The sequence below is a fragment of the Deltaproteobacteria bacterium HGW-Deltaproteobacteria-6 genome (genome assembly GCA_002840435.1).
In the GTDB taxonomy this organism is placed as follows: domain Bacteria; phylum Desulfobacterota; class Syntrophia; order Syntrophales; family Smithellaceae; genus UBA8904.
Map to the genome: position 1 here is coordinate 214,988 of PHAT01000005.1, position 24,113 is coordinate 239,100.

23 protein-coding genes and 1 riboswitch are annotated in these 24,113 nt (G+C 50.8%); of the genes, 14 read left to right on the top strand and 9 right to left on the bottom strand.

Features of this window, described 5'->3' with window-relative positions:
• Positions 1 to 104 precede the first annotated feature (104 nt).
• Complete coding sequence (locus tag CVU71_11180) at positions 105 to 1,553, bottom strand: hypothetical protein (GenBank protein PKN18076.1); 1,449 nt, start codon at positions 1,551 to 1,553, stop codon at positions 105 to 107.
• A 243-nt stretch (positions 1,554 to 1,796) separates the two neighbouring features.
• On the opposite strand from CVU71_11180, the gene CVU71_11185 reads away from it, so the two are divergent.
• Positions 1,797 to 2,789, top strand: coding sequence for a 4Fe-4S ferredoxin (locus CVU71_11185; GenBank protein ID PKN18077.1), 993 nt, complete (start codon positions 1,797 to 1,799; stop codon positions 2,787 to 2,789).
• A gap of 50 nt (positions 2,790 to 2,839) precedes the next feature.
• Positions 2,840 to 3,226 (top strand): hypothetical protein, encoded by a 387-nt coding sequence (locus CVU71_11190; protein PKN18078.1) that lies wholly within the window; start codon positions 2,840 to 2,842, stop codon positions 3,224 to 3,226.
• A gap of 96 nt (positions 3,227 to 3,322) precedes the next feature.
• Here CVU71_11190 and CVU71_11195 read toward each other — a convergent pair whose 3' ends face one another.
• Positions 3,323 to 4,120, bottom strand: a complete 798-nt coding sequence (locus CVU71_11195; protein ID PKN18079.1) for a sorbitol-6-phosphate 2-dehydrogenase — start codon at positions 4,118 to 4,120, stop codon at positions 3,323 to 3,325.
• A gap of 243 nt (positions 4,121 to 4,363) precedes the next feature.
• On the opposite strand from CVU71_11195, the gene CVU71_11200 reads away from it, so the two are divergent.
• From CVU71_11200 to CVU71_11225, 6 genes are all read left to right on the top strand, one after another.
• The gene (locus tag CVU71_11200; GenBank protein ID PKN18080.1) at positions 4,364 to 4,921 is read left to right on the top strand and encodes a hypothetical protein; all 558 of its coding nucleotides are present in this window, start codon (positions 4,364 to 4,366) and stop codon (positions 4,919 to 4,921) included.
• Between the two features lie 71 nt (positions 4,922 to 4,992).
• Positions 4,993 to 5,820, top strand: coding sequence for a reductase (locus CVU71_11205; protein PKN18081.1), 828 nt, complete (start codon positions 4,993 to 4,995; stop codon positions 5,818 to 5,820).
• Positions 5,821 to 5,857: 37 nt separating this feature from the next.
• Complete coding sequence (locus tag CVU71_11210; GenBank protein ID PKN18082.1) at positions 5,858 to 6,802, top strand: hypothetical protein; 945 nt, start codon at positions 5,858 to 5,860, stop codon at positions 6,800 to 6,802.
• 72 nt (positions 6,803 to 6,874) lie between these two features.
• Positions 6,875 to 7,052: riboswitch (cobalamin riboswitch) on the top strand.
• Between the two features lie 73 nt (positions 7,053 to 7,125).
• Positions 7,126 to 8,091: a hypothetical protein gene (locus CVU71_11215; GenBank protein PKN18083.1), complete on the top strand. Its 966-nt coding sequence runs from the start codon at positions 7,126 to 7,128 to the stop codon at positions 8,089 to 8,091.
• 26 nt (positions 8,092 to 8,117) lie between these two features.
• On the top strand, positions 8,118 to 9,176 hold the full coding sequence (gene trpD / locus CVU71_11220) for an anthranilate phosphoribosyltransferase (protein ID PKN18084.1): 1,059 nt from the start codon (positions 8,118 to 8,120) through the stop codon (positions 9,174 to 9,176).
• A gap of 108 nt (positions 9,177 to 9,284) precedes the next feature.
• The gene (locus CVU71_11225) at positions 9,285 to 10,112 is read left to right on the top strand and encodes a hypothetical protein (GenBank protein ID PKN18085.1); all 828 of its coding nucleotides are present in this window, start codon (positions 9,285 to 9,287) and stop codon (positions 10,110 to 10,112) included.
• An 88-nt stretch (positions 10,113 to 10,200) separates the two neighbouring features.
• Here CVU71_11225 and CVU71_11230 read toward each other — a convergent pair whose 3' ends face one another.
• The 4 genes from CVU71_11230 to CVU71_11245 form a co-directional block, all read right to left on the bottom strand.
• Complete coding sequence (locus CVU71_11230; protein ID PKN18086.1) at positions 10,201 to 11,028, bottom strand: patatin; 828 nt, start codon at positions 11,026 to 11,028, stop codon at positions 10,201 to 10,203.
• A gap of 97 nt (positions 11,029 to 11,125) precedes the next feature.
• A complete protein-coding gene (locus tag CVU71_11235; GenBank protein PKN18087.1) occupies positions 11,126 to 11,962 on the bottom strand; it encodes a hypothetical protein in 837 nt (278 codons plus the stop codon).
• 7 nt (positions 11,963 to 11,969) lie between these two features.
• Positions 11,970 to 12,674, bottom strand: coding sequence for a multidrug ABC transporter ATP-binding protein (locus CVU71_11240; protein PKN18088.1), 705 nt, complete (start codon positions 12,672 to 12,674; stop codon positions 11,970 to 11,972).
• Positions 12,675 to 12,813: 139 nt separating this feature from the next.
• The gene (locus CVU71_11245; protein ID PKN18089.1) at positions 12,814 to 13,425 is read right to left on the bottom strand and encodes a TetR/AcrR family transcriptional regulator; all 612 of its coding nucleotides are present in this window, start codon (positions 13,423 to 13,425) and stop codon (positions 12,814 to 12,816) included.
• Between the two features lie 193 nt (positions 13,426 to 13,618).
• On the opposite strand from CVU71_11245, the gene CVU71_11250 reads away from it, so the two are divergent.
• The 5 genes from CVU71_11250 to CVU71_11270 all read left to right on the top strand — a co-directional run bounded on the left by CVU71_11250 (position 13,619) and on the right by CVU71_11270 (position 19,802).
• Entirely contained in the window at positions 13,619 to 14,992 is a 1,374-nt protein-coding gene (locus CVU71_11250; protein ID PKN18090.1) for a butyryl-CoA:acetate CoA-transferase, read from the top strand.
• Positions 14,993 to 15,248: 256 nt separating this feature from the next.
• A complete protein-coding gene (locus tag CVU71_11255) occupies positions 15,249 to 16,508 on the top strand; it encodes a hypothetical protein (protein ID PKN18091.1) in 1,260 nt (419 codons plus the stop codon).
• Between the two features lie 47 nt (positions 16,509 to 16,555).
• Positions 16,556 to 17,773, top strand: coding sequence for a hypothetical protein (locus tag CVU71_11260; GenBank protein PKN18092.1), 1,218 nt, complete (start codon positions 16,556 to 16,558; stop codon positions 17,771 to 17,773).
• Between the two features lie 207 nt (positions 17,774 to 17,980).
• A complete protein-coding gene (locus tag CVU71_11265) occupies positions 17,981 to 18,763 on the top strand; it encodes a hypothetical protein (GenBank protein PKN18093.1) in 783 nt (260 codons plus the stop codon).
• A gap of 1 nt (position 18,764) precedes the next feature.
• Positions 18,765 to 19,802 (top strand): hypothetical protein, encoded by a 1,038-nt coding sequence (locus CVU71_11270; GenBank protein PKN18094.1) that lies wholly within the window; start codon positions 18,765 to 18,767, stop codon positions 19,800 to 19,802.
• A gap of 131 nt (positions 19,803 to 19,933) precedes the next feature.
• Here the strand turns inward: CVU71_11270 and CVU71_11275 are convergent, their stop codons facing one another.
• From CVU71_11275 to CVU71_11285, 3 genes are all read right to left on the bottom strand, one after another.
• Positions 19,934 to 20,506 carry a LemA family protein gene (locus CVU71_11275; GenBank protein PKN18095.1) on the bottom strand — a complete coding sequence of 191 codons (573 nt, stop codon included), beginning with the start codon at positions 20,504 to 20,506 and terminating at the stop codon, positions 19,934 to 19,936.
• A gap of 27 nt (positions 20,507 to 20,533) precedes the next feature.
• Positions 20,534 to 21,259 (bottom strand): hypothetical protein, encoded by a 726-nt coding sequence (locus CVU71_11280; GenBank protein PKN18096.1) that lies wholly within the window; start codon positions 21,257 to 21,259, stop codon positions 20,534 to 20,536.
• Positions 21,260 to 21,383: 124 nt separating this feature from the next.
• A complete protein-coding gene (locus CVU71_11285) occupies positions 21,384 to 22,175 on the bottom strand; it encodes a hypothetical protein (protein ID PKN18097.1) in 792 nt (263 codons plus the stop codon).
• Between the two features lie 321 nt (positions 22,176 to 22,496).
• On the opposite strand from CVU71_11285, the gene CVU71_11290 reads away from it, so the two are divergent.
• Positions 22,497 to 24,011: a radical SAM protein gene (locus CVU71_11290; GenBank protein ID PKN18695.1), complete on the top strand. Its 1,515-nt coding sequence runs from the start codon at positions 22,497 to 22,499 to the stop codon at positions 24,009 to 24,011.
• Positions 24,012 to 24,113 lie beyond the last annotated feature (102 nt).

The window sequence follows — 24,113 nt, forward strand, 5'->3', positions numbered from 1 at the left end:
AAGATGAGTAACCAATCACGATTTTCAAAATCCGTCAAATGCTGAGTTAAGGAAGGCATTCAAAGGCAGCTGTGCGTTGTATGCCGCCGGTCCGCTCTCTTTGGTCAGCGGCTCTTTCCTCCCTTGATCCCGGAGAGTTCCTGCCGCAGCAGTTCGACCTCTTCCTCCAGCATGAGATTTCTATGACGCAGACGGTTGGCGTCCGCGAGATAACGGTCTTTGATGTCGTCATAATACGTGCAGCGGTTGCGCCCGTCTTCCTTGCTGACATACAGCGCCTTGTCGGCCCGGTCGATGGCGTCCATCACGGCGTGCATACTGACTTCAAATTCAGCAATCCCTGAAGAAACCGTTATCGGGTGTTCAAGGCCGTCGATGGCAAAAGATGTTGTTTCAATTTTCCTGCGCAGGTTTTCCATGGTATCGAGCACCACCTGCTTTTCATAACCGTAAAAAACGGCGCAGAATTCCTCGCCGCCGTAACGATAGGCGTATGGCACCCCATCGCGGATCAGCTGGGCGACTTTCTTGAGGACCTGATCCCCGACGGGATGGCCGTAAGTGTCATTTAAGCTCTTGAACTTGTCGATATCGATCATCGCGACAAACAATTTTTTCTGCCCGGTTTTAAACTGCTTGAACAGGCGTCCCATCTGCTCGTTGAGCTTGCGTTTGTTGTATAGTTGCGTGAGATCGTCGGTATAGACCTTGGCGGCAAGAAGCCGGTTTTGGTTGGCTTCAATGATGCGGGCGGCAACCGGCGTGACGAAGTCAACTTTTTTGATCCAGATATCCCGGTCGAAATCCGGTGTTTTCGTGCACAGGATGCGGCAGTGGCCGATCTGCCGCCCTTCCACGGTGAGGGGGACCTCATAAATGGTTTCCTGCACCTCCTGAAAAGTCGGCGCGTCAACGGCATGCGGCAGCTCAGGACTCTCCTCCTGTTGTTTGTTGTAGATAAAAATTTTCCCGTCGGTATTGAGGTTGGTGGTCAGAAACTTGTCATCGTCGAACAGATAGACTTCAAAGTGCCTGGCGTTAAGAAAGTTGATAATCCTGCTCATGGCCTTTTCAAAGGGTTCCAGCTGTATGTCGACCAGCCACTGGATGTGCCGCATGCTTTGTTCGAACAGTTCAAGCTCCTGCAAGTTGGCAATCTGGGATTCCGCCATCTCTTTCTGCACAAATTTGAGACGATCTATCTCCGTCAAGCTGTCCTGTGCAATTTTCAATGCATGATTGTACTTTTCCAGCAGGATGGTGATTTTTTGATACGCCTGCCGGATGCGGTCGCGGCTGCCGAAAACGGCGCCCAGTTTTCCGGGTTCAACAGCCGCGATAATCTCGGCGCCGATTTTGTCGCGGATCATGGTCATGTATTTACGGGGAATGCCGCGCAGGCACTCCAGGGAAACGTCATCCTCAACCCGGCGCAGGCGCGCCTGAAAATCGTCGAACGCCGCCCCGTCGAGCCGGGCGGCGTTCGACCTCTTTTCAATATCTTCAAGTATCTCCTGGACTATGGCGCGGGCATTATCCAATGTTCTTTTCATATTCCGATTCAAACCCTCAGCGTTGATGTTTTAAGCAAAACCGTCAGCTCGATGCGCCCCGTACTCCTAAAATATGCGTGACAACCTCTAACAAGATATCATGTTATTGTAAAGAAAGAGTTATTGCATATTGAGGTCTGCCCGTGACCCGTATCACATTCCATGGATATTTGTTTGTCCTTGACATGAAAGACATTTTTTCCGATACTTTCTTCAATTCTTTGAAACGGAGGATACGCCGATATGGTAGACATGAATTTGTGCAGCCAACTTGCCCGCGCCATCGGGGCGGGAGAATCGCCGCTCATCCCCAGAATCTTCGAAGCGCTTGTTAATGACGATGAGGCCAGAGTCATGCTCCTGGCTTCCCCGCCTGCAACCGTCGAAGAATTAGCCCAAAAATCAGGATTGTCCGCAGACGCGATTACGGCCATGATGGATTCCTTATTTCAACGGGGGTTGATCTTCAAGGCCGCCAAAGGCGGTGAAAAAAAATTCTACCGTGTCAAAACCATTCCGCAGATGCACGATTCCACCAGCCTGACTCCGGGAATTTCCAGGCATGTGCTGGACCTGTGGAAAGAGTACATGGAAAAGGAATGGCCGGATTACGGTCAGATGATCATGGAAATGCTGCCCGGTTCCATCATGCGGGTTGTCCCCGTCAATGAAAGCATCGAACCGCAATCACGGATTCTGGCTTACGATGATGTCATAAAGATTATCGAGGATGCTAAAATACTTTCGGTTACCAATTGCTCCTGCCGCGTAATTTCCGGTAATTGCACCAAGCCGCTGGAAGTTTGCATGCAGGTCGATCGTGCCGCCGAATACAATATCGACCGGGGAACGGGACGGGTATTGTCCAAAAACGAGGCCATTGAGATATTGAAAAAGTGCCGGGAGGAAGGGCTGGTGCATGTTGTGGATAATCGCCAGACGGTCGGCCATGTCATCTGCAATTGCTGCAATGACTGCTGCCTGAACTGGGCAATTATGAAGGGACCGAAGAAATGGGTGGCGCCCAGCCGTTTTGAGGCCACAGTCGATGCCGATCTTTGCAGCGGATGCGAAACGTGTGTGGAGCGATGTTTTTTCGACGCGCTTTCCATGAAGGATGATCTGGCTGCCGTAGATCCGGAAAAGTGCCTGGGATGCGGCGCCTGCACCGTCGTCTGTCCCGTGGATGCCTTAAAGCTCAAAGAGGTGCGACCGGCCGATTTTGTTCCGGTCTGAGTTCCTGAACAAACAGTAAGTTCTTGTCCAATCAAACAGGAGAGCCCAGAATGAGCATCGATCCCCTTCTCGCCGTGCTGCCGGGAGCCGATCACCGCGAAATCGGCATCATGCAGCTCGATGTGGTCCCGGCGGGCCTTGCCCGGGTCAAGCGGATGATTTACCCGCCCGGTTTCCGATGGTCAACCCATATCAAGCCCCTGGTGAACACCGACCTGTGTATGCATGGGCATGTGGGATTCCTGGCCCGGGGACACCTCCGTTTTCTTTTCCATGACGGCTGCACCCTGGATTTCGTCGCACCGCAGGTGGTCGTCGTCGAACCGGGCCATGAAGCCTGGGTCGTGGGAGAGGAAACGGCCGTCTTGATCGAGTTCGACTTTGAAAAAGACACCATCCCGCGATTGGGCCTGCCCGAGACGCACCGCCACGACTGACCGGCCGCAGGCGGCAAATCAAGCTGTGGCAGCTTACGCTCTGGACTGCCGTTACACGGAGAGAAAAGGACGCCGCCACAGCGCGTCTTTGCCGTGTTAATTCATTCGCATCCCGCCGCAGACGTTGATGGCCTGGCAGGTGATATTTTTCGCGAGATCGGAGCAGAGAAACAGCGCCATATGGCCGATATCTTCGCCGCTCTGGAATCTCCTGAGCGGAATGGTTTTTCTGATACTCTCCCGCATCAGTTCCTCCGGCTTTCCCGAATACTTCGCCATCTGCTGCGTCAGGCCGCCGCCCTGTTTTTCGCCTATCTTGGTTTCGATGATTCCGGGACAGATACCGTTGACATTGATGTTGTGCCTGGCTGCGGCAAGCCCTACGCCCTGGGTCAGGCCCATCGCGCCGAATTTCGACGATGAATAATGCGTATAAAAGTCGCTCCCCTGCCGGGACGATGCCGACAGGATATTCACTATTTTGCCTTCCCTGCGGGGAATCATCTGCCGGAGAACGGCCTGACAGCAGTTACTGACACCGATCAGGTTAACTTCGAGTGTTTTTCGAAACTCGTCGTCGTTAGATTCCATATAGGGTTTGCTGTAGGCAATTCCGGCGCAGTTGATGAGATGATCGATCTTCCCGTTCTCTTTTACAATCCGGTCAATAAGAGCGTAGATATCATCTTTTTTCGTAACATCAAGCTGCACGGCTTCCGCAAGCAGTCCTTCCGCTTTCATCTGTCCCGCTTTTAGTCTCGCGTCTTCCAGTTCCAGATCCGCCACATAAACCTTGGAGCCGGCTTTCGCAAAAACGTCCGCGATGCCGCCGCCGATTCCCCCTCCGGCGCCTGTTACCAGGGTTACCTTGCCCGTCATATCTATTCCAATCATCTTAATATCCTCTCTTGCCGATTAGTATTTCTTGCGACAACTATTTAACATTTATTATCCATCAGATTACAGAGAAATTTTCACCATTTTATAATGTGTCACCGCGATCAGGATGATGGCTTTATACGGAAATACTGATAATTATATCTTTTTCCTGCTTCCCATTTATTCATTTGGTGATAGAATATTCAGGCATCAGGAAAGCTGGACGATCGGAATTGCTGATTAATCCGGGGGCTGTTTATGAAGTTGCTTATCTGCGGCGGAAGTATTGCGGCAGGATTCGGTGTCATCAAAAGTTACGCAGATATTATGGCAGACTCCCTGACGTCAAAGGGGATCGAAGTGATCAACCGGTCAAGACACCGGGAAACCTCTTTTGATGCGATCCGCACTTTCACCGAAGACATCGATTTCTTTCAGCCGGAGATGCTTCTTGTTCAATTCGGTGTTGACGATGCTTTCGGGTATGTCTACCGCTCGGAATTTCAGGAAAATATCGTACAGATGATCAGGCTGGCGCGGCTTCGTTTCAATCCGGTCATCTTCCTTGCGACATCTCACACCTTTGATAATCCCGATGAGATGCACGCCGTTAATATTTTTTACAGATCCTTGAGGATTGTCGCTTCAGACCTGGGCTGCAAATTAATTCCCGTCCACTTATCCTGGGCGGGATATCTTGAAGAACATCATCTGGAAAACGCGGATTTAGTGCTGTCGGATTCCCGATATCCTAATGAAAAAGGGCATCAGGTTATGGCGGAAACCATTATAAGGTGGTTCCGACAAAACCTTTGACAAACATCGATAACTTGAATTAACTAGCCGCATGTGTTCAAAATTATCGATATGATTCGGGAGAAATTGTCATGGTAAAAGTTAATCTGGAAAAATGTATCGGATGCGGCACCTGCAAAGCGGACTGCACCGCCGCGAACATCGCTCTCAAAGACGGGAAGGCCGTTCACGGCAAATTCTGTCTGGAATGCGGACACTGCCTTGCCGTATGCCCGCAGCATGCGGTTGCCTTGGTTGGCAACTATGATCCTTCGGAGATTATCGAATATGATCCAAAGCAATTCGAGATTACGCCCGAGAGGCTTTTAAATTTTGTTAAATTCCGCCGGAGCATCCGTCAATATACGGGCGAACCGGTAAGCGATGCGGATATCGCGAAAATACTGGAGATGGGACGATACACGCAAACCGGCGCAAATATGCAGTTGCTGCGTTATATCGTCCTGACAAAGGATACGCTGCGGGAGATTACGCCGATTGCGCTCACGGCACTGGCGGAACTGGACGTCAAAAGCGTCGATAAGAAAGCGATGCGGGTGCCGCATCAGTACCTGGATTTCCAATCCATCTGGGTCAACTGGCATCAGGTTTACCAGAAAAACCAGAGGGATTTATTGTTCCATGGCGCGCCCAACGCGCTTCTGATTGTCAGCCGGAAGTGCAACGAGGTAGACGGCTGCCTAAACGCGGGTCATCTCGAACTGATGATCAACGCGCTGGGCCTGGGCGCCTGCCTGATGGGTTTTGGAACATTCGCATTTGACGTCTCACCGGAATTAAAACAAAGAGTCGGCATTCGTGAAGATGAATCGGTCATCTTTATGATGGTTTTCGGCCATCCCAAAGTGAAGTATCTCAGAACCGTCAACCGCAAAAAAGTGAAATACGAAAAGATCTGATCGGCTGCATGGATGGCCGCCGCCTGAGCCGAAACTTATGAATCAACCATTCGGACCTATTAGAGTGATACCGGGAGAAGACAAGTGCAGATTTCCTCATTGCACGTCTCTGTTTATTGATGATGATGTTAAGGTTCTCATCGATCCGGGCGCCGGCTTGAAAACGCTCACGGCCCTGAAGCAGGAAGCTTCCATCGATCTGGTCATCAACACGCATTATCACTTTGATCACATTGCCTACAATTATCTTTTTGATCAGGCGCAGGTCCTCATCAATGCGCAGGAAGCCCCGTGTTTCCGGGAGAGAAAAAATTTGGGCGCCCTCCTGGGCATGGACGAGGTTTACGGTCCGGATTGGGTTTATGAATGGATGGCCAGGATAGCCGATCCTTCCACAAAGCAAAGCCCGTTTTCCCCTCAGAACCGACACGAGTGGTGGAAATCCACGGCCAGACTGGATAGAGAATACCGGTGGGGAGAGGTCATGGATTTCGGCAGGACCAGGATGGAGGTCATCGGAACCCCCGGACATTCGAAAGGCTTCAGCTGTATGAATTTCCCCGACCATGGCGTGATGTATGTCGCGGACATCGACCTCACATCTTTCGGACCCTGGTACGCCGGTTCCGACGGTGATATCGATTGCTTCATCTCTTCGTGTGAAAAGCTCAAAGCGATCGATGGTGAATATTACATCACGGGACATGAAAAAGGTGTTCTGGGCAGAAAGGATTTTCTGGCCGGCCTGGACAGGTTCATCGAAATCATTCATGAACGGGACAGGAAGATTCTTTCGACACTGACAAGGCCTTTGTCATTACAGGAAATTGTCGATCAGGGCCTTATCTACGGCAGCAAATACCATGTCGATGCGTGGGTCTACATGTGGGAATTCATCATGATCAAAAAACATGTCCGGAGAATGATTGGCCGGGGACAGATTGACGACCTGGGAAACAAATTTCTGGGCAAAGGAGTGTAAACGCCGGCAAAAAGTCCATGGGGCATAAAAATATGCTTTCATTAGGCAGGCAGATAAGGTAAACGCACCCACTAATAAATTGTTTGATTCAGCAATCCGGAACACGGTGCAATTCCGTGACGGTCCCGCCGCTGTAAACGTGGACACCGGCTGCAAGGATACAACCACTGTCTGTTTTAACAGGACGGGAAGGTCGCAGCCGATGGATGATCCGTAAGTCAGAAGACCTGCTGAAATCATTATGAACAAGGGATTCGATGGTAAAGGGTTCCTGCGGAAATTAATTTTATCCGCAGGAACCCTTTTTGTATTGAGGAGGCGGCATGAAGGCAGTTATTGTTGAAGAGATAGGTAGTTTCACCATCCGGGACATGGAAACACCGGCGCCCGGCCGTGATGACGTTCTCGTTCGCGTTTCCGTAACCGGTCTGTGCCGGACGGATCTGAAACTCATCAGGGTGGGGCACAGGGATCTTGCGTTGCCCCGCATCCCCGGGGAAGAGGTCGTGGGCATCATTGGGACTCTCGGGACAGGTGTGAATGACTTTACCACAGGCCAGAGGGTCTACATTTATCCCGGCACAAGTTGCGGCACCTGCCGGCCCTGCCGGTCAGGGGCGGAAAACCTCTGCAAAGATATGCAGATCATGGGGTTTCACCGTCACGGTGGTTTTGCCGAATATGTGGTAGCCCCCGCCCGCAGCCTCATTCCCGTGCCGGACAATATTACCGACGAAGAAGCGGTTTTTGCCGAGCCTCTTTCCTGCTGCCTCAACGCTCTGGAGCTTTCCCGCCTGAAAAAAGAAGAGGCCATTGCCATCTGGGGCGCCGGTCCTGCCGGTTCCCTGCTTGCCAGAAGCGCTCGCGCTCTTGGGGCGGAAGTCGCCATCATTGACACCGATGAACGCCGGGCTTCTCTGGTAAAGGGTTTTACGCGGCCTCCGGACAGAACTTTTGACGCAGCCATCGTCGCCGCAGGAAACCGGAATGCCTATGTGGAAGCCTTGGAACGCCTCGGGCCAAGGGGACGGCTTGTTGTGTTTTCCGGCCTTGCACCCGATCACTGCGCCATCAAAACCGATTTCAACCAGTTGCATTATCTTGAACAGACCATCGTCGGCGCCTACGGTTGCAGCTTCAGACATGGCCGGGAGGCCCTTGCCCTCATCGGCAGCGGTGCTGTTCCCGTTTCCGACCTGATCTCTCATGCCCTGCCCCTCGGAGACCTGGAGAGAGCCCTCGGTCTTGTAGAGCGACGGGAGTGTATGAAGATTCATCTTTACCCGTAAAACAGAATAAAACGAGGAGACCGGCAATGGACCAGCAGGTATTAAAGAATTTCGGCGGAAAGATCGAACGTCTGATTAACGGACAAAACCTCACTGAGGAAGAAACGTATTGTTCATTCAAACAGGTCTTATGCAACGAACAGCCCGATCTGCAGCAGGGAGCGTTTCTGGCCGCCCTGACCGCCAAAGGTGAAACACACGATGAGATCGTCGGTGCGTGGCGCGCCATATATGAGTTTGACACGATACGCACGGCTTCCGATCTGCCCGGTCCTCTTTTTGAAAATTCCGGCACGGGTATGGACGGGATAAAAACATTCAACGTCAGCAGTGCCGCGGCCATCGTAGCCGCGGCCTGCGGCGTCACAATGGCCAGACATGGAGCACGGGCCATTACCTCTGCATGCGGCACCGTCGATATTCTTGAAGCGGTGGGAATCGATGTGGAATGCGATATATCAACCGTAGAGAAAAGTATCCGCGAGACAGGCATCGGTCTTTTCAACGGCACAAGCCCCAGGGTGCATCCCGGCGGTTTGGGCCGCATTCTCAGCCAGATACGATTCGGCTCCACCCTGAACATTGCCGCTTCTCTTGCCCATCCCGCTAAACCGTCCCTAGCCCTCAGGGGCGTTTACGCAGAATCGGTGATGGAGAAAGTAGCACAGGTCATGCAGCTCATCGGTTATGAACGAGGCATGGTCGTACACGGAAGGAACGGAAAACCGGGAGCGGGAATGGATGAAATCTCGCCTTCCGGAGACACTCTCGTCATCGAGTTTTCCGGAAGCCGGGTGAAGCGCTATACCATTCAGCCCGGGGACGCGGGCATAAAGAAATGCGCCCTTGAAGATATTCTGGCAACCGGCAGCATCCGGACCGAGGCCCGGCGGTTTGTCGAGGTCGTCTCCGGCCGGTCCCATCAACCCTGTATCGACTTCACCTGCCTGAACGCCGGGGCAATCCTCTACGTGGCGGGCAAGGCCGCTGATCTGAAAAATGGCGTGGAAATGAGTAGGGAAACCATCATGACGGGAAGGGCCCTGAGCAAGCTGAAGGAATGGCGGGCGGTTCAAGGAAGATAAAATGTGGTGGAAAAACAGATCGTTATTTAGATCAAGTTGCATCCCATTGACTAAACCCGTATGGTAATATAACAGGTTTAGTTATACAGGTATGAGGCGGTGTAGAACATGGCAATAATTCCTGAAAAAATAATCGATTTTCATGTCCATCTGTTTCCGGATAAGCTTTTTGACGCCATCTGGAGTTCTTTTGTTAAAAATTATAACTGGAATATCATCCATCAATATTATTGCGGGGAATGCATAGCGCGTCTGAGAAAGGGAGGCGTCGGAACCATCGTCTATTCCAACTACGCCCACCGTGCCGATATTGCCTTGGGCCTGAACCAATGGAATGTTAAAATCCTTCAGGAATATGACGACCTTTACTGCTTTGCCGCGTATCACCCGGACGATAAACACGCCCTGGAAATGGCTGAGCGTCTTCTCGAAAACCCGAAGATACTCGGATTCAAACTCCACCACCTTGTCCAGAATTTTTATCCGTGCGATGTTCGGCTCTTCCCCCTGTATGAAATGATCATCAGGAAAAAGAAGCATCTATTGTTTCACGCAGGAACGGGACCCGTGGGGAATCCATATGTCGGTCTTGAACCTTTCCTGAAGGTGCTTGAAAAATTCCCGGATCTGCCCGCAACCGTCGCCCACATGGGGGCGCATGAATATAGCGGGTTCATAACACTTTTAGATCGATATCCGCGATTGTACCTGGACACCGCCTTCTGTTTTTTGCCGCCGCCGTATGAAGGCTATCAACTGGGCCCCGATTATCTTGAAAAGTATCAATCAAGAATTTTATACGGTTCGGATTATCCCAACCTGATAACACCGCGGGAAGCGGAGATTGAAAACTTGCTGAAGATGAACCTGTCTCAGGAATTTTACGATAAAATATTTCACGATAACGGCATGGCTCTGATCCGTTCCCTGACTTGAGCTGCCGCCATATCTTCTGCTTATTTTAAAACGTTCTTCAATCCGCTCAAGCATGAGTCATAAAAAAACCGACCCCATCGCCTTTTTGCTATCCGATGGCCGAATCTTTCAGCTGTCTTCTCAGCAAGTCTACAGCGGATTGGGCCTGCAGGAAAATGTCCGCGGCTTTTCCAAAGTCAAACATCCGCACTTCCTGGATTTCCTGCTGGATATAGATGTCAGGCTTTTTGTGCTTCATCTTTTCAGCAAGAGCCGACGCCTGCATGATATTGAAAGCTCCAAAAACGGACTCCAGAGCGCCGGGAATTTTATGATCCCCTTCATTGCGAACCTTGCTCACATCCACGGCTATGGTAAAATCAGCCCGCTCTAAAAGGTGATCGTAGGGAACCAGATTGACGACGCCTCCATCGATGAAAACCCTGCCTGCAATCGACACCGGCGCAAATACTCCCGACACGGCCATGCTGGCCTGCAGAGCGGGAAGCAGATCACCTGCTTCAAACACAACTTCCTGTGCGGTCCAATAGTCCGCGGCAACGACTAACAGTGGAATATCCAACTCTTCAAAAGTCGGCTTCTTAATTTCACTGAACAGATATTCAATAAAGCGCTGTGTCTTGATAAACCCGCCGCGCGACAATCCCGCGGAAAAAGCCGTAACCCATTTCAGCAGGTCACTTTTCTTGGCCACGATATCCCGCCAGGTATCATCTTTTAAAATGAGATACCGGCTGATGCGCTCCCGGATCTCCTTCCCGGACATCCCGGAGGCATAGAGCGCCCCGATGATGGCGCCGACACTGGTGCCGGAAATGATGTCCGGTTTAATGCCCAGATCATCAAGAGCCTCCAGAATAGGAACATGCGCCAAACCGCGAACACCGCCGCCTCCCAAGGTCAAACCGATTTTCATTATTTCCCCTTTTCAAGTAGAAGGTCGGAGGGTTGAATTTTGCTCCCGTGACGCCGTTTGCTCCATGGATATTTCCGGCCTGAATAATTCCCGCAGGTCAAATGATGTCCTCATTCCGGAAACGATGGAACAGGAGCGCACCGAGAATCAGGACATAGATAAGGATATTAATGAACGGATAAACAGACAAAAATCCCTGGAACCCTTCACCGCCGATAATCGAAGACGCAAATTGCTGGATGCCGGAAAGTTTCGGCCATAAATAGTAGGCCGCTTTCCCCCAGGTCCAGTCCGGCTGTGCGCCCGGCTGCTGCATCATCGCCTGCCCCATTGGGCTGCGGCTTAGCGCAAAAATTCCTTCGGCAACAAAACTGGCCATGCCGATGCCCGTCACGAAAAGAAAAGCGATGATATCCGGCATCAGGAGCGAAAAAAGAAGCACGGCGACCACCACAAAAAGCAAATTGAGCGAGCAAGAAAGCGAAGCCAGCAGGTATTCCGGCATGACGACCTTCAAGTTAATGGATGCAATGACAAACACAATGCCGTGCAGGATGAACATGAAGCTGCTCGCTAAAGCCCACAGGCCGATCATCTTTCCCAGCACATACTGCATCCTGGTCACCGGTTTGGACAGGATGCAGGATTGCATCCCTTCATCCCGGTCGCGCTTGAAGACGCGCATTGTGAGCAGGGCCGCAAGCAGCATCGAACCTGCGGCAATCATGTGGAAGATCACTTTGGACACAACCCGGATAATGGTATCGCCATCAAGCGTCTGGCCGTTCACCATGACGTTCCCTGAATAACAACCGCGGACAAGCAGAATGGCCAGGGCGCAGATGACACCCATGACGATGAAGCTCTTCTGGCGCACTTCATCCGTCAGTGTATATTTCGCGATTCGAATGATGGAGAGATATGTTTTCGGCATCTTCAATTCAACCTTTCACCAACCGGACAAACACATCTTCCAGAGTATCGCCATTCTTGATCAGTGCGGAAATGGTGTCCTTCACCAGGAGCCTTCCCTGGTTGATAATAGCGGCGTTGTCGCATATTTTTTCAACTTCCGATAAAAGGTGAGAATTGAGGAAGATCGTCATACCCTGGCCTTTGAGTGATTCCAGCAGCTGGCGTGTTTCCCGGATGCCGATGGGATCAAGGCCGGAGGTAGGTTCATCAAGAATAAGAAGCTTCGGATTCCCGACAAGGGCGGCGCCGATTCCAAACCGCTGAACCATACCTTTGGAATAGGTGTTTGCTTTGGCATGCTCCCTGCCCTGCATCCCGATTTGCCCGACAATGCGCTTGCATTGATCCGCTCCGTCTGATCGACTGATGTCCAACAGTTCCGAGCAGCGCTGCAGGTACTGCCAACCGGAAAGATGCGGGGGGATATGGTGGTTCTCAGCCAGATAACCGATGGCGGTGCGGCTTGCCGCCTGCGTACTGGAAATACCATTGACCGCCAAATGTCCCGATGTTGGCCGGGTAAAGTCCAGCAGCATTTTGACAATGGTTGTTTTTCCTGCTCCGTTGGGACCAAGCAGAGCAAAATACTCGCCTGCTTTTACGGAAAATGAAACATTATCGACGGCGGCCAGGGAGCCATATTGTTTGGTTACGGCATTCAATTCAATCATGGGCAAAGTATATTGGCCCGGACCTGATATGTCAATTAAAGATAAGCTGCCGGATGTCAGGGTCGTTGTTTAAGCCGGATAACAGAGACAACTGCGCCAAATATTCCTTCGGGAGCCTTTCCCCATATCAGATGTGTTTTCAAACGGCTGTTTTTTTAAATTTAGCCACAACGACCTGGGCGATATGATGCATATGCTGATGCACAGCCGCAGGAGTCCTGCCGGGATAATTTCGAAACGTGACATGAACGCCATTGAGCGCCGCGAAGAAAGCATGCGATAAAGGTCTCACCGGTTCCGGCATGTTTGCTTTCCGAAAAAGAATATCGAATTGATCAAAAATAAGGCGTTCGGAGGCGTTGAGTTTGTCAACCATTTCCGCGGGCAGTGAGCCGTCCAGCATAAAATGGGTCATCATCCGGCAAAACTGGTCATTATCGATCAGGTAGTTGAGATAGGCATCGGCTACCTTTTCGATGGTTTTTCTTCCACTTTTCTCAATAATGCCGCTAAGAATGGCCGTTATTTCCTGAGCCCCGTGAAGATAGGCTTCCAGAAACAGAGATTGCTGATCGGGAAAATACCGGTAAATAGACGCGTGAGAGATACCGGCCTCTCCGGCAATGTCGCGAATACTGACTTTGCTGAATGGTTTAGTGGCAAATATCCGCTTGGCAGACTCAATAATGACATCCTGCCTGGCTCTTTTCTCATGATCTCTGAGTTCAGCAAAAGAATTCTTCTTTTTCATATCACCCCTTTGGCATCCATATATCACATGCTTCTGAGACCTTGCACTAAAAAAGCTTGACTAATGTAACCGTTGGTTAGTAATATAACCATCGGTAATGAAAATCAACAAAAACTTTACCGCGACCAAATGCACATCATAAACCCTGCCCAAAAGGGGTAAAAATATTAAGAAAGCAACAGGAGGTATTACCATGGGTGATTTTCAAAAAATGTATAAGGAAAAACTGGTGACCGCCGAAGAGGCGGTCAAAAAAGTGAAATCCGGCGACTGGATTGACTGGGCCATGTTCAACGGCAAACCGGTTGAACTGGACAAGGCACTGGCGGCGCGAAAGGATGAACTGAGCGATATTAAGATCATGGCAGCAGTGACCGTACCGCCGGTCCCGGAAGTCGTTCAGAAAGATCCCAAAGGCGAAGTTTTCACATACAATGACCAGCATTTCAGTTTGCTTACCCGCATCCTGCAGGAAATGTGTCAGGGCGTTTTTTATCAGCCGACTTTATATGGCGAGTCGGAACTCTATGTCACAAACGGGATGTATGACCCGAAAAAAGCAGGTACACCGCTGCGCGACCATTTCATGGCGCAGGTCGCCCCGATGGACAAAGACGGCTACTTCAACTGGGGGCTGCACAACTCCTGCTGCTATCTGCAGGCGATCAGTTCAAAAAATATCATTCTGGAAGTCAACAATAACATCCCCTATGCATACGGCGGCAACATGGAGAGAATCCACATTTCGCAGATTCAAGCCGTGGTCGAAGGCAACAACACGGCTTTGGCGGAACTGCCCGTCGTCACCCCGTCGGAAACGGACAAAAAAATCGCCGAGCACGTCCTGGCGCATCTGAAAGACGGCGACTGCATTCAGTTGGGCATTGGCGGAATGCCGAATGTTCTGGGTAAATTGATCAGTCAATCCGATTTAAAGAATCTGGGCGGCTGGACGGAAATGCTGGTTGATGCCTATCACGATATGTGGGAAGCGGGTGTGATGAACGGAATGAAAAAGACTTTCGATCAGGGCAAAATCAACTACACGTTCGCCCTGGGAGGGAAGCCGCTTTATGACTGGATAGACCGTAATCCCGCCCTGGCTTCCTGCAGCGTGGGATATGTCAATCACCCGACAAGACTTGCCCAGATCGACAATCTGATTTCCATCAACCAGGCTCTGCAGGTTGACCTGTATGGTCAGGTCAACGCGGAAAGTTCCGGGTTCAAACAGATTTCCGGCAACGGCGGCATGTCGGACTTCGTGCTGGGATCTTACTGGTCCAAAGGCGGCCGCAGTTTCATCTGCCTGCCTTCGACACATAAGAAGAAGGACGGCACCATCGAATCCCGCATTGTTCCCAACTTCGATCTCGGCAGCATCACCACTGTAACCCGCCAGATGGTCAATTTCGTGGTGACCGAATATGGCGCAGTCGCCCTGAAAACCTGCCCCACCTGGTATCGTGCGGAAAAACTGATCTCCATTGCTCATCCTGATTTCCGGGATGACCTGATCAAGGAAGCCGAAAAAAGAAAAATCTGGAGACAATCCAACAAAAAGTAAGTTACCAGTAGAATTAAGACTTTTACCAAAAGCCACCGGCCAACCCGGTGGCTTTTTTTTGGCGTTATTCGGGCAAAAGCAAGGGTCACATCCTTCTCGCTCTCAAAGGCCGGCGCAGCAACAGGAAAAAGCGCAGGACGCGCATAACCTGACATCCTTATTTTATGGTCACAGGAGTCAAGGTTTTCTTGACATAGTGATTCATGTCCTATACTTTTGCGCAAAAAGGAAGTCATCACAAAATTTGGAGGTTATTATGTATGCTTTTATTGCCGGGACAGCGCATCGGACATTTGGAGCGGCACTCACCGTCTTTTTTGCTATCATCTTGATTTCAGCGCCGGCCTATGCCGACACACTAACCATGGAGGCCAATACCGATCGCATGGGCGCGGACTATCGACGCATCGATGGCAGCCCATCGGTGCAGGCGTGCCATTCCGCCTGCGCTGCTGACAAGCAATGCCAAGCCTTCACGTATGTGAAGTCAGCACACCACTGCTGGCTGAAAAATGGAGTACCCGGACCAACCCCCAACAACGACACCATCTCCGGGGTAAAAAAACGCGCGGTCGGGGATGGAAGCTGCGCCACTGTTGCCGGTGTGACCTGCGAGCCCAACACCGATCGCATGGGTGCGGACTATCGAAGAATCGATAATGCATCTTCTGTTAAGTTCTGTCAGAACCAGTGCGCCACAGATCTCAAGTGTGCCGCTTACACATATGTAAAATCCGCCTATCATTGCTGGCTGAAGGACAGCGTTCCCAACGGGGCACACAACGGCGACACGGTATCCGGCGTGAAGCTCAGCGGAGCGGCTCCTGCGGCAGCGCCCAAAGCAGAATCCATGAATTCCAAAACGTATCTTGATCCGATGATCAACGGACACTATGTCGATAATTGTCTCAACTGGGGGAGCAACTGCCAAAAACCCGCAGCAGATTATTTCTGCCGAAAAAAGGGTTTTTCCGGGGCAATATCGTTTGAACTGGCCAATCGCCGACCAACATGGGTCATGGGAGATAACAAGGTATGTAACGAGGGCTTCTGCGTCGGATTCTCGCGTATCGTGTGCGGAGGAACAACGACAAGCGCCCCCGCCGGACAAAACGGATCAGATGACAGCGGAATGAAGGCCGGGAAACCCGGTAAAGAATCGGTTATTTTTTATAATGGCAATGATGCCGGTGTTTCATCTGGGGGAAGAAGCCCCCATTTTACCATTTCCCGTCCGGTTTGGATCACCAATATGTTTACCTATCATTATGGCTATAGAGGAGTACCGGGAAGCATACGGATATTAAATGCAACAGGCGCCGCGATAGGCGCCTGGCAGGCACAGGGAAGATCAGGATCCCCTCAGCCGTCCTATTATTGGGAAGTCAAACCGGACATCGTCCTGCAGCCCGGCACCTATCTGGTTGAAACCTCCAATCCCGGCTCATGGTCGCAAAACGCAAGATCAGGGGGCAACGGTATGGTCGAGATCAAGGGCACTTATCTCAATCCCTGAGGCTGGACTTTTTTCACATACTGACAGACGATTGAAAGGAAGAATAAATGACAATCCTTATCCGTTTGCTTACCACAACCTGTATTGCCTTACTGCTCACCATGGGATCAGGATATTTTGCTCCTGCGGATGCCGCATCAAAAAAACTCAAACAGCAATCAGATAACGCTTCCGCAACATGGAGCAAAACCTTCACGACATTCAACAACTATCGTGCAGCGGTTATTGCCACCTCGGACGGCGGCTACCTGATGACCGGATCAAAAGGAGAAAACGCCAGGGACAACGGGTCGTCACTGTGGGCCATGAAAACCGACAGCCGCGGTGCGAAGATCTGGGAAAAAAATTTTTCCCCTCACAAAAGCAGTCCTCATCATGGTTATGCAGCCATTGAAACGCCTGATGGTTATCTGGTAACCGGCACCAAAAACTTATCCGCACTGCATGGTTGGTCAACCTGGAACGAGTTGTGGGTCATCAAATTATCCAAAAACGGCACGACCCTCTGGGAGAAATCATACGGCTGCCAATGGGGCGCCAATACCTCTGCCGGCGAAGGGCGCTCCATTCTGCAGACGGATGACGGCGGCTTGATCATAGCTGGATTCGGCAGCGCTGGGGGAGCGACAACGGCATGGCTGGTAAGGCTTGACCGAAACGGAATCCGCCAATGGGAAAAGTTTCTGGGACCCGCTGACAATGGAGGCGGTGTCTCTCCGGTCTCCCTTGCCACTGCGGCAGATGGGCACTTCTATGCCGGTTTTACCACTCCTGATGAACATGCGGTTATGTTTAAGCTTGACCCTGCCGGCAATATTGTTTGGAAACGTCAGCTTGACCAGTATCAGCGCAGCAGTCTGGGGACACTTAGTGCAACAAACGACGGAGGATTCATTTTTGCCGGTGGGGGCGAAGGAGACGGATTGCTGGCGAAGTTTGACGCTAACGGCTCTCTCGGCTGGCACAAAACCTTTGGAAAAAACCGGCAGGGGAAAAGCGCCGGACTATCCGCCGTAACGGAAACGAAGGATAACGGATTTATTGCAACCGGCGGGATAAGCATGGGCAAAGCGATCCTTTGGATCGTGCGAACCGACAGCCGGGGAAATGTTATTTGGAACAAAGAAATGACGGACAAGCGTCTCTCAACCGGGTACGCGATTGTGCAGGCTTCTGATGGTGGCTATGTGGTGTGCGGACGCGACGACAAAGGCATAGCGGTCTGGCTGCTCAAACTGGATGCCACGGGAGCTATTGGCAAGTAATCAAGGACCCGGGGCTGCAGGTAGACCATATAAGACGGATTGCTGCGTCACCGGTATCGTGCGTAATGATATTGCGGTTTTGAAATTCATGCAGTGTTAAAGATAGCTCCCCGGAATGCACCGGGCTGCCGCCTTCGGTCGATATGACCATTAAACTTTATAGCCATACGCAGGACAACAATGCCCCCTCGCACCATAAGGATACCCATGCCAACAACCTCATCTGACAGCACCATCACCGGATCTCCTCTCAAGGCCTTCATCATCTGCTATGCCGTGACGATCCTCGGAATCGCCATGGTCCTTTTACCCATCCTTTTCGATGGCGTTGAAAAGGCCATGGGTGACGGCGCTTTTGCCATGATGCTGGTCGGAGGCTTTTTTGCCATAACCGCTTTCTTCTCATCCTTTGTATTTCGGCATCGCCTGCGGGTCTTTCGTGAACTGTTTCGGGAAGAACAATTGCTGGCCCACTGGCGTTACAGTCCGGACGAGTGGCGCGCCTTCGCCGGAGCAGAACTTGCCGCTGAGAAAAGCGTGAAGAAATTGATCATCCTGATCACCGCCGGATTTGCGTTGCTGTATTGCGGCCTGATGGCGGTACTCTATCCGGAGCTTACCGTCCTGATGATCGGTGTTGGCCTGACCATCGTCGCTCTCATGGCAGGAACCGCCGCGCTGTCAACCCGGATTTCACGGCGGCGTAATCTCACACCAACCGGCGAAGCACGCATCGGACGCCACGGTGTCTGGTTGAATGGCGCCCTGCACACCTGGTCGGGCGGCGGCAGCTATCTCATCGACTGCCAATTGGACAATTCTTCGGACCCGAAGGGTATGGTATTCTCGTATGCAGCCATCGAGCGGCATGGTCCGCAAATTCACCAGGCCCGGGTGCCGGTTCCTCACGATAGCCTTGATCAGGCCCGGCAAGTCATCACCTCTCTTCAGCCCGACTTTAATAAAAAACTCAACGAAAGAGGAAAATAAAATGAAGAAGATGTGTTCATGGTTCATCATCGCACTGGCCATATCCGTAATGTCCTTTCCCGGTTTTGCAGGCGATATGGAAATTCTTTTTGATTCTCCAGCGCTGAATACGGACAGGCCACTCTTCTCGTCTCTCAAGATGGCCTCTGACGGGAAGACGGCCTGGGCAGGCACACAGAAAGCCATTTTGCGATTCACCGCTTTGGCGCGCGAGGAGTTCACAAGGGAAACCACCGCGGCCTTTTCGGAGGCATCCTGCTATAACTTCAAACCCCTGGCCTTCGACACCAGAGGCACACTGTGGGTCGGCTTGACTTGCCGCAAAGGCGCGCCTCTTGCCACGTATGACGGCAGTGAATGGAAGATCGTAAACAGGGATATTCTTCCCCTCCCGGAGTATGTCAAACAGGTGGAACACATGGCTTTCGACAAAAACAACGTCATGTGGCTTACAACTTATGACGGTTTGCTCCGCTATGACGGCAAAGAGTGGAAGTTGTTTTCTCCGGAAAACTCACTGATTCCGCATCGGCAGATTTCCGCCATGAACATCGACAAGAGCGGCATAGTCTGGATCGGCACAGCGAAAGGGGACATTGTCAGGTATGACGGCGCACGATGGGAGGTATTCAAGGCCGGCACGGCCGGTCTTCAGATGGGCGGAACGGCGAAAAGTATCAAATTTGACAGAAACGGAATTATGTATTTTGTCAATTACACGGGTGCAGCCTACCGGTATGCAGGCGGAAAATTTCACCTGATTGGATGTGGTTATGGTAACGGCTGTTATTTTGAAGACGTGGCCTTTGATACGCAAAACGTCCTCTGGATAGCAAATAATTTTAACCATGGCACGAGCCGGGCTCCCGGTTTATTGAGACAAGACGGTAAAAAACTTACATCATTCAACCTGCCCAATAATGCAAGCTGGTGGCTGGAGATCGACCCGGCTGGAAACAAATGGATCGCCTCCAGTGGGAAGTTCAATGCCCGTGGTTCCATCATCCTGTTCCGCGAGGGCGGCGTGAAGGCTCGGTGATGTGATCGTCACTCATGTGATAAAGAATGGTTTCCGGCCGTTTCACCCGGAAGAAAAAAAAGGATGAACAGAAAAAGCCCTGAATCTCTCTTGAAAGATTCAGGGCTTTTATTATTCCGCTGATGAAAAGCTTAGAATTTTACTTTGGGTGCTGCTTTCGCTTCCTTGGGCGCTTCAAAGAAAGCTGCTTCTTTAAAACCGAACATGCCGGCGACAAAGTTCGCCGGGAAACTCCGGATGGCCTGATTGTAAATTTTCACTGCGTCATTGTATCTCATTCTTTCCACGGCAATCCTGTTTTCCGTTCCGGCCAGTTCATCCTGCAGCTTCATGAAATTTTGATTCGATTTCAAATCCGGATATCTTTCCACAACAACCATCAACCGGCTGAGCGCTCCGGACAATTCATTATTGGCTGCAATCTTATCGGGAACCGTACCGGCACCGCCAACTTTAGACCGGGCATTGGTCACTTCAACCAGAACATCTTTTTCCTGTTTGGCGTAACCCTTAACCGTTTCCATCAGATTGGGAATTAGATCGTATCGGCGCTGCAACTGATTTTCCACCTGGGACCAGGCCGCTTTTATTCCGACATCCATCTGTACAAATTTATTGTAATTACCCGCAAACAGTGAATATACGGCAATAGCCAGGACTGCAATAACCGCAACCACAATGATAATTTTCTTTCCTGCTGACATTTTTCCCTCCTTCATTATGCTAAATTATTATAAACAATCGATGGTGTGACATGCATTTTCTACTTCCCGCAAATACTTTTTAAACACGTCGATTACTTCGCGGCCGGAAAGTTTATCCGTGCCTTCTCTGATATCAAAACACAGCATGAAAACCGCTGCGTCAATGCCGAAAACCTTGTTCATCTCCTTGATGGTTTCACGTTTATTATGCGGCGACTGCATCTGCTTTAAATAAAGCATCGCATTAAAAATCGAAACAAATGCCGTCAGTGATTTGCTGATCAGCTGTCTCACGGGGCGCACCGAACCTTCCGATTCCAGGTACCCTTCCCGAAGCAGGAGAATCTTCCCTTTGAGCTCACGCTCGATCTGCAAGCGCAGGTCCTCCGGCTTGAAAGACAGCTGTTCAAGAACATTTTCACCATGAATCAAAATTGAATTGTTCTTCATGTTGAGAAATTCAATGGGATACGCATCCAGCGACGACTCAATAAAAGCTTTGGTCATCACCAGCGGCACGGCCACATTGCGTTTTCTCCAGTTTTTTACCAGAGCAAATCCATCTTCCAGCCGATGGATGCCTTCAGGCGTCAAAACAACCAGAGTGTTAATATCCGATTTGCCCTTCACGTAAGAACCGCCCGCTGCGCTTCCGTAAAGCATCAGCGAAACCAGATCCTTGCCGAACGCCTGAAGATAGTCGTTGGTTAAGGGAACAAAAATGTCTTGAGGTTGATCCGGTATTTTTGCCATGTTTATCCACCCTGAAAATTGTTTAAGCCGTCGTTCAATAATAACTGTAACATTTTAAAATCATAACCGGCATAAGGGCCGTAACGAAATGGATAGAAATGCACCCGTTATTTCTTAACGGTCCCTAAAAATCACGGCCTGCTCCGCCACCGCCGCTTCCGCCGCCGCCGAAGCCGCCAAACCCGCCGCCGAAACCGCCGCCGCCACCCCGTCCACTGCCGCTCATGAGCATCAGCAATATCCAAGGCAGCATTTGCCGGCCTGTTCTCGTTCCCAAAAGGACGGCCGCGGCAATGAGAAAGATGATAATTCCGGCAGCGCTGATCCCTTTGCCCTGGGGCTTGGCTTTAGAGCGATAAGGGGCGGCAACCCCTGTCAATTGCACGCCTGAGGCTTTCGCCAGATAAGACCCGCAGGCAAACATGGCATTGTAAAGGGCCTTGCCCGTTTCGCCTGATTTGAGATGAGGCACAACATATTTGTCCAGTATTTCGCCGACCAGGCCATCCGGTAATACGCCTTCAGTCCCATAGCCGGTTTCAATGCGAATCTTTCGCTCTTTGACGGCAAGAAATATCAGGACCCCTTTATCTTCACCTTTTTTACCAATGCCCCAGGCTTTATACAGACCATTCGTATAAAGCGTGATTTCTTCTGATTGTCCCAGCTCCGGCACGGTTGCTACAACAATTGCCGTGCCTGTTTTCTGCAATACTTCATGCGCTAAAGATTCCATTTTAGCGGCGTTGGCCTGATCAATCACATTGGCAAAATCATTGACAGCCGTTCCTTTATGGGAAGGATACTGATCCGCCGCGAATGCCGCACCGCCCGCGAGCGCAAAAAAAATCGCCGCGCACAGGACTAATAATGTTTTGCATCCACGATAAAAATGATCATTATATATTTTATTCACAAATTACCTTACAAAGAAATATCCACAAAGTATTAGCCGTTTTCGAGCGGTTGACTATTGCGTAAAGCCCATTCTGTGTCAAGCCGGAAATATAAGCATGAGATAATGCTTGCGCAAGAGGTCATCCGATATTAGAAAGCAAATTAGCACAGCTTCTCACTATAATCTTGTCATATCGACCAGCGGGAGATATCTTGTGTTTTCTTACAATCATTAAGATTTCTCGCTTCGCTTCGAAATGACATATTGTATAGATATTCAGGGCACGCTACCGTAGAAAAACATTATGTTTTGTATTATTTGTGGCTTATGACATCAAAAATAATTTTAATTCATCCGCCCGTCGCGAAACCCTCTGAACCGCCGGCGGGAATTGCCAGACTGTCTTCCTGCCTGAAAGCAAACGGCGTTAAACATCAGGTGATTGATGGCAATCTGGAAGGAATGCTTTATCTCGCAGGCACCACCGCACGAGCCGGTTTGCCTTCCGGCCGATGGAACAGTCGTGCCTGCAAAAATCTGGAAACCAACCTGGCCGCCCTGCAAAATATCATGACCTTCAGCAACAAAAGCCGGTATTCCCGCGCCGTGCTGGATGTCAACCGTGTCCTTTTCCTGGCAGGAATTCCCGGCGGCGCAATCCTGTCATTGTCCGACTACGCGGATAGCAGACTGTCCCCGGTAAAAAGCAGCGACTTGATCCGGGCCGCTGAAAACCCGGAAACCAACCCTTTCTATGCATATTTTTCGGGACGTCTGGCTCAAGCACTTGAAGAGACTCCGGAATTTATCGGCTTTTCACTTAATTTTTTAAGCCAGGCGATTTGCACCATGGCCATGATCGGCTTTATCAAAAAAATAAACCCCCGGCAGAAAATCATTCTGGGCGGATCACTGACCACATCCTGGTTTCAGATCACGGGCAGACCCAATCTCTTTACCGGACTGGTTGATGAAATCGTTGCCGGGGCCGGGGAAGAAAAGCTGCTGGAATTGCTGGGGATCAAAGATATCCGGAGTGGCTCTTCAACGGATTATCACCTTCTGATGGAGAATCGTTATCTTTCTCCGGGTTTTATTCTTCCCTACAGCGCCGCCCGCGGTTGCTGGTGGCGAAAGTGCGCGTTCTGCCCGGAGAAAGCCGAGGCCAATCCCTACCTGCCCCTGCCTTCTGCCCATGCTGCAGAAGAATTGCAAACGCTCTCCAACCTGACACATCCATCGCTGATTCATCTTTTGGACAGCTCCATCGCTCCGTCGCTGCTGAAAGCGCTTGCCCAACAGCCACCGGGCGCACCCTGGTATGGGTTTGTCCGCATTACCCCGCATCTGGCCGATGAGGATTTTTGCCGGGTCTTGAAGAGAAGCGGCTGCGTCATGTTGAAACTCGGCATAGAATCCGGTGATCAGGACGTCCTCGACAGCTTGAATAAGGGAATTGACTTACAGACCGTCTCAGCTGCCTTGCGGATGCTCAGGAAGACCGGCATTGCCACTTATTGTTACTTTCTATTCGGCACACCACCGGAAACTGAAACGGCCGCCATGAAGACACTGGATTTTGTCAGCCGGCACGCCGGCTGCATTGACTTCTTGAATCTGGCGATCTTTAACCTGCCTGCGGCCAGTGCCGAGGCGCAAATCTTCGCCACACGGGATTTTTACGAAGGTGATTTATCTCTGTACAGAAGCTTCCATCATCCCGGCGGCTGGCAGCGCCCGAATGTCCGCAATTATCTTGCAAAAACTTTTAAAAAGCATCCGGCCATCGCACCCATCATCGAACGTACCCCGGAATTTTTCACATCCAACCACGCGCCTTTTTTTACTTTTTAAAATAATTAATTTCACTCTATTGACAACGTCTACATGTTGTGTTTAATGGGTCACATCATACAATATATAGTATTTTTTATTTACAAATCTTATTAATCATTC